Source organism: Acidiplasma aeolicum (assembly GCF_001402945.1).
In the GTDB taxonomy this organism is placed as follows: domain Archaea; phylum Thermoplasmatota; class Thermoplasmata; order Thermoplasmatales; family Thermoplasmataceae; genus Acidiplasma; species Acidiplasma aeolicum.
The window spans coordinates 1-6,468 of the sequence record NZ_LKBG01000287.1 but is presented as its reverse complement, the minus strand read 5'-3'; the positions used below and the strand labels follow the sequence as shown (position 1 = coordinate 6,468).

General features: G+C 34.9%; 5 protein-coding genes. 3 read left to right on the top strand and 2 right to left on the bottom strand.

Annotated features, from left to right (window positions below; translation table 11 throughout):
* Positions 1 to 140 precede the first annotated feature (140 nt).
* Both AOG54_RS09210 and AOG54_RS09205 read left to right on the top strand, forming a co-directional pair.
* Positions 141 to 1,550, top strand: coding sequence for a purine-cytosine permease family protein (locus AOG54_RS09210; protein ID WP_048102400.1), 1,410 nt, complete (start codon positions 141 to 143; stop codon positions 1,548 to 1,550).
* 262 nt (positions 1,551 to 1,812) lie between these two features.
* The gene (locus AOG54_RS09205; protein WP_048102538.1) at positions 1,813 to 3,096 is read left to right on the top strand and encodes an MFS transporter; all 1,284 of its coding nucleotides are present in this window, start codon (positions 1,813 to 1,815) and stop codon (positions 3,094 to 3,096) included.
* A gap of 42 nt (positions 3,097 to 3,138) precedes the next feature.
* On the opposite strand, the gene AOG54_RS09200 is transcribed toward AOG54_RS09205, so the two are convergent.
* Positions 3,139 to 3,387 carry a hypothetical protein gene (locus tag AOG54_RS09200; protein ID WP_048102399.1) on the bottom strand — a complete coding sequence of 83 codons (249 nt, stop codon included), beginning with the start codon at positions 3,385 to 3,387 and terminating at the stop codon, positions 3,139 to 3,141.
* A gap of 112 nt (positions 3,388 to 3,499) precedes the next feature.
* Here AOG54_RS09200 and AOG54_RS09195 point away from each other — a divergent pair, with 112 nt between their 5' ends.
* Entirely contained in the window at positions 3,500 to 4,681 is a 1,182-nt protein-coding gene (locus AOG54_RS09195) for an MFS transporter (RefSeq protein WP_048102398.1), read from the top strand.
* A 4-nt stretch (positions 4,682 to 4,685) separates the two neighbouring features.
* Here the strand turns inward: AOG54_RS09195 and AOG54_RS09190 are convergent, their stop codons facing one another.
* Complete coding sequence (locus AOG54_RS09190) at positions 4,686 to 6,299, bottom strand: B12-binding domain-containing radical SAM protein (protein ID WP_048102397.1); 1,614 nt, start codon at positions 6,297 to 6,299, stop codon at positions 4,686 to 4,688.
* Between the last annotated feature and the right edge of the window lie 169 nt (positions 6,300 to 6,468).

Genomic DNA, 6,468 nt, shown 5'->3' with positions numbered 1-6,468 from the left:
TATTTATTATCACATTTTGTTAAAATTATTAAATATTTTTGAATAATATGGATATAAAATGAAATATAAAATATAATTAGATTATATCTGTATAAAAAAGTTAAAATACTGATATAATTTATAACCATAAGTGAATTAAAATGAATGAGGATGTTTTTGACACGCAGGTTACCGAGAAGCATCTGGAGGTTATAGGGGTAAATCCAATACCAAAGGAAAGCAGGACGCATTCACCAGGTAAAATATTCAACTTCTGGGCCATGGCAAGCGCATCGGCAACAACACCATTAATAGGTCTTTTACTTGCTGGAACAGGCCTCTGGAATATGGTGCTGGTCATTACAATAGCACTGGTAATTGGGATAATTCCTGCAGGATTGTTTTCCAACATGGGCAGGCAGATTCCATTATCGGCACTGGTTGTATCAAGAAAAACTTACGGGTACTGGACGTCAAACGGCCTTTCACTGCTTTACACCTTTGTTAACCTTGGCTGGTTCGGCGTAAATGACGCCACCGGTGGTGAAATACTGGCACTTTTAACGCATTCAAGCCCGGTAATCTGGTTTATAGTCATTGGTATACTTCAGATTTTGCTAGTAATGTTCGGCCTAAAATGGCTTGAATACTTCTATAGATATACATCAATTCTATTAATCGTTGTCTATGCCATTTTAACCTATTATTTAATAACATTATTCCATGTCAACTTTGGAGCATTAACAGCACAGACAGTTCCCATTAACTGGGGGATTGATATTAATCTTGTTCTGGCATTTTCTATTCTATCATGGACATACAAAATTTCAACAGCAACCAGATTTGCAAAGCCTGAAACGAGGAATGAGAAAAAATGGACAAAAATTGCATATTTTATAGCAGCCCCTATTGGAATAATAGTTCCTGTATTTTTAATGGGCATAATCGGCTACGCATCAAATATTTATGCAGGGAACTGGAATCTTGCGGCAGTTTCATTCCCTGTTAAAAATACCGCACTTCTTCTGCTTTTAGGTGTTGCAGCATTTGGTGCATCCCTGGCTGTAATACATACAAATGCAATGAATTTATATCCATCAACTGTAGACCTCCTTGCCGGAATACAGCCTGCCTTTAAAAAGAAGCAGAAGGAAAAATTGGCCCAGCCAGTATCAACAGCAATTCTGGGAGTATTTGGAATAATACTGGCCATAGCTGGTATTTTAACCCATATAGAAACATTCCTAAACCTGATTGCTGATCTATTATTCCCATATACATTTATATTAATAGTTGACTGGTATTTAAATTTGAGAAAAACTGCGAAAATAAGAGATTTTTATACAATACCCAAGACATTTTCAGGCAATTTTAACATAAATGCTGTTCTTGCAACTGTAATAGGAGTTCTGATAAACTTCTTTGGCCTTGGCATGTTAAATCCAATTTTTAACTACTTCCCACAGCAGGTATTTGGGTCGCTTGTGGCAGCATTATCTTACATAATATTATTCTATGCAACAAATGCAAGATACAAACCTGCAACAGAGAAGGAGCCAGAAAGTGAATAAATTAAATAAACATATTTTTTTAATTTTTTATTTACCAGATTCATTAGAAAATAAATATTAAAAATTTTATTTCGCCTATTTGAAAAATGTATATGTAAGGTTTATGTAATTTTAGGGTTTAATAATTATTCCCAGAATATTGTCCGGGCATAGTCCAATAATTGATATCCCTGGGATTATATATTTGAATATATTTAAATGGAATTATACAATATATAAGTTATATAAGAAAAATTTAAATCATAGTATGAATACGGTTTATATGGATGTTACTATAAAGAGTGTTAAACATTCGCTGAGAAAGCGTTATATAAGGCTGGCCCCGATTTTATTTTTCCTTTATGTAATAAACTTCCTTGATAGAGTTAATCTATCATACGCAATAGCTGCGAACATGTTTCCTGATATAGGGGTACCAGCCTCAAGTGCAGATTTCATTGCCGGTGTTGCATCATCACTATTTTTTGTGGCATATGCAATTCCCCAGGTCTTTACAACACTTAGAATAAACAGCATGGGCATTAGAAAAATATTTGCCTTTGCATTTTCTGCATGGGGAATAATAACCATTGTAACCGGTTTTGTACAGAATGTGCCTGAAATTTATGCATTAAGGTTTATACTGGGTCTTGCAGAGGCACCATTTTATGCAGGTACCATGTTCTTTATGGGCATCTGGTTTGTCAAGGAGGAGCGTGGTGTTGCAAATTCCTTTTTTAATGCCGCAATTCCTGTCGCAGGAATTTTTGGAGGCCTAATTTCTGGCGCAATATTTACGGCGTACGGTAATAATCCCGGATGGAGATACCTCTTCATATATGAGGGAATATTAGCACTTATATCCGTGGCAATACTCTGGGTAGTTTTAACAGACTTTCCAGAGGATGCAAAGTGGCTAACAAAGGATGAGAAGGATGCACTTGAAAGGGAATTAAAAAACGAGGAGGAAAACAAGCCAATAAAAGTTTCATGGAAGGAGGCATTAAAACAGAGGGATGTGATATTATTAACAATCGTTTATTTTCTTGGTGTAACAGGTTTATATGGATACACAATATGGCTTCCATCAATAATAAAATCCATGGCCAATATAAGCGCTGCAACTGCCAGTTTCCTAAGTGATATTCCATACGTTGTCGCTGCCATAGCCCTGATTTTAATATTAAGATTTTCGGATAAAAAAGGAAATAGAAAGCATTTAACCGCCATTATTTTCTTCGTTGCATTTGCCGGACTTGCATTAAGTGCATTCCTTCTGGTTTCATCACCAGTGGCGTCATTTATATTCTTTACAATATCGGCAATAGGCATATTCAGCTTCTTACCGATATTCTGGAATATACCACAGGAGGCGCTAACAAGGGAAAGCTCCGCATCATCGATTGGCATGATCAATGGCCTGGGCAATCTTGGAGGCATAGTTGGCCCAATTCTGGTTGGTGGCCTTCAAAGCTATACACATTCATTTGTTGCAGGTGTTTATTCCATGGCTGTCTTCGTCCTTCTTGCAGGAATTGTTGTATTAATGGTCAGGCATTCAAGATAATAAATTATTTTTTATTTTTATAAATTTCTTATTTTGAAGGTTTTATTTTTTATAATATTTAGTCCCATCAAGTTTTTCAATGTCCTTTTTATAGCTATACATGAATATTATCTCCAGAAGCACAAATGCAGCAATGAATGATATTAAATCCATAACGTTGATTATTATTGCCATTACTTTAATTATTGATAGAATAAATCTTAATGCGAGAATTATTACCGAAAAAATAATTAATGTTTTTCTATGAATCCATAGAAATCTTGAATAATCCTTTTTATTAAGTGCCGTCATAATTATTATAATAACATCAAATTAAATAAATAGTTTGTTTTATTATATTGTTTTGCGGTAAAAGGTTTAATAATAATATATTTATAAGCCTTTAATAATGAGCCTGATTTAAATGGAAAAATCTAAAAATTACCCATTTGGGAGAATTATAATTCCGACATTTTTGTCATTCTATTTGAATTCATCAATAAGGTATTTTATTCCGGCCATTTTACCGTTTATTATTTTAAATCTTCATATAAGCGTACTGCTAGGGTCACTGCTTATTACATCATACTGGGCAGGTTACACGGCCTTTCAAATTCCATCAGGTATGCTATCTGATAAATTTGGGCTGTCGCTTACATCAAAGCTTTCATTTTCAATGATTTTCATACTTTTTATACTGCTTTACTTTTTTATTAATAATTATTTATCGTTAATGATTATACAATTTTTCCTTGGAATTTTTTCAGCATCACTTTACGTCTCGGATGCCTCACTTGTACAGGCATGGACACCCAGAAAGGAGAGAACCACCGCAATTGGTATATATCAAACAGCATATTTTGTTGGCGCATCCATAGGGGAATTTATTACAATTGAGGCTTTAAATATAACATTCAAATTACCATTTTACATAATTTTTGGCTTTCTTGCAGCAGTTCTTTTAATAGATTTGACCTTTATTAAGGAGCCCGAGGTAAGAAAAAAAAGCAAAAAACAAAAGATTTCTAAGGATATTATTTATGTAACATTTATAAGGTTTGCTGCAGGTTTTTCCTATTTGGGATTTTTATCATTGTACTCAACGTTTATAGTCTATTCCGGAATCGCATCAGGCTCAAACCTTTTTCTTTATACATGGATACCGTCAATAGGTGGCATCATAACATCGCCACTTGGTGGAAGGATATCGAAAAGGTTCAAAAACGGCAGGCCATTAATAGCAGCAGTCACAGTTTTATTCCTCGGTGCCATAATTATATCAACTGCATTTATTAAGGGATATCTGGTAATTCTGCCTTCATTTCTGGCAGGATTCAGCTATGGATTGTATGCAGGGCCATCAATGGGTATGGCATCAGATGTAAGTGGTGGTGACAGGAATCTGGCATCTGCAAGCGGAATTATTAACTTCAGTTCGCAGGTTGGAGGGAGCATATCTCCATTTGTAATAGGATACCTTTTTTCAGTATATGGCACATTTTCAGTTCCATTTATTACTCTTGGAATAATATCAATAATTTTTATTATACCTGTTCTTTTTAAGATAAAAAAATCATCCATAGGGGACGAGGCATTAAATGAATAAAATTTTAGGTTTTTGTTGCGACACCATTATTATTTACCGAAATTCTATCCTTTAATCCAGTTTTTGTCAGCCAGGCCATGGATTTTAGAAATCCACCCACGGTATTCAGGTTGATGTTTGAAAATACCTGTGAGCTCTTTCCGTGTGTTATGTACAGTTTATAAAATATGTCATCCAGATGGGAAAATACGGAATCCACCATTCTGTCAGATAAATACCTTAGAACAGGGTTCATTGATCTGGCCATGACCGGTATCAAATCCTTTATGACCCCAAAGTCATACTTCCATGACATATATAAGAGCTCCCAGTAACCAGATGGTAGTTTTTCCATGTATGGAAATGGATTATTGTGTATATGTGAACTTGTCATAGGTATAACCGGCAGTGGGAAAATAAAGGCCTTAAACTGGTTATCTATGATTGAATTTACAATATCCATGCTCTGTTTTAAGTCATTTTCATCCTCCTCCGGATATCCAATTGTCATGGTATAGCATGGGTAAATATATGCCTCATTCATAATTTTGGTTGCCCTTACAATAACAGATTTCCAGTCCTCTGGCCTCCAGGGAAATGGCTTTGCATTCATGTATTTATGCATTATTTTTACAGAACCTGTTTCAAGGCCCACCACGGGTGCCTCCGCCCCGTATTCCTTTAGGTTTGATATATCTGACATTTCATATACTGTATCAGGGTCACTAAGAACTGCAGGTGCTGAAATATGAGGGAATAAAACGTATCTTGCTCCCATTGATTTCATTGTTTTAAAAAGTTCTATGATTGCATCATGGTTTACCCTTAATTTTTGCTGGCCATATAACAGTATATCATCAGTTATTAATTCTATATCCTTTGCACCGCCATTTAATTCTATTTTAGCCTCCTTTTTTATATCCTCCAGGGGTATTGTTCTGTATGTTTCAGGTGTTATGGAACAGAACTGGCATCCCCTTGGGCAGCCGCGCGTAACCTGAACCTGTCCATACCGTGCAGGATGAACTATCGGTGGTATATCCTCAACCTTCGGCATTCTTCCAGTAATATTTTCCGGGAGTTTTTCCCCATTCAAAGCCTTTTTGACAATAAGAGGAAAATCAATCTCTGCCTCACCATTAAAAACTGTATCAACAAAATCAGGTTTTTTTAATCCTATCTGCCAGGCTGCCGGACCACCAACTATAACCTTGAAATTATATTTTGCCTTTAATGTTTTAACCTTTTTAGCAAGCTCCTCAAAATATACGGCATTCCAGCTTTCCTGCCCGCCAAAAAGCATTGTTAGCTTAAATGTTACAGGGCTCAATCCATAGGGATCATGAACATTTATACCAAGAACCTTTGTATTTTCATCTATAAATTTTTCAATGTCATCAGGCGGGGATATTTTCACATCATTAAAATTATTCTTCAAAAGTATGGCCTCAAGTTTCCTTAATGAGTATGGCACAAAACTGTCTATTTTTTCAGGATTACCAGGTCTTTTTGAAAATATGGCATTCATTAAGGCCTTTGGAACAATGTTATGCGGAAGACATGAAACGTAGCCAAAAACCTGCACACCTCCGTAATTCGAAAACGTTCCGCGATCCGAGGTTAGAACTATCTGGCTCATAATTATAAATTATTTGTAAATATTTAAATTTTTGTTATAAATCCAAATGAATTTATATATTAACATATTTTTGAGAACATTATAATGATATAAATGTATAATTAGAGATAACTTATAGGTTAATTATTTAAAACTATATAATTTTGTAAATCATATTTCTCAAAAAGAA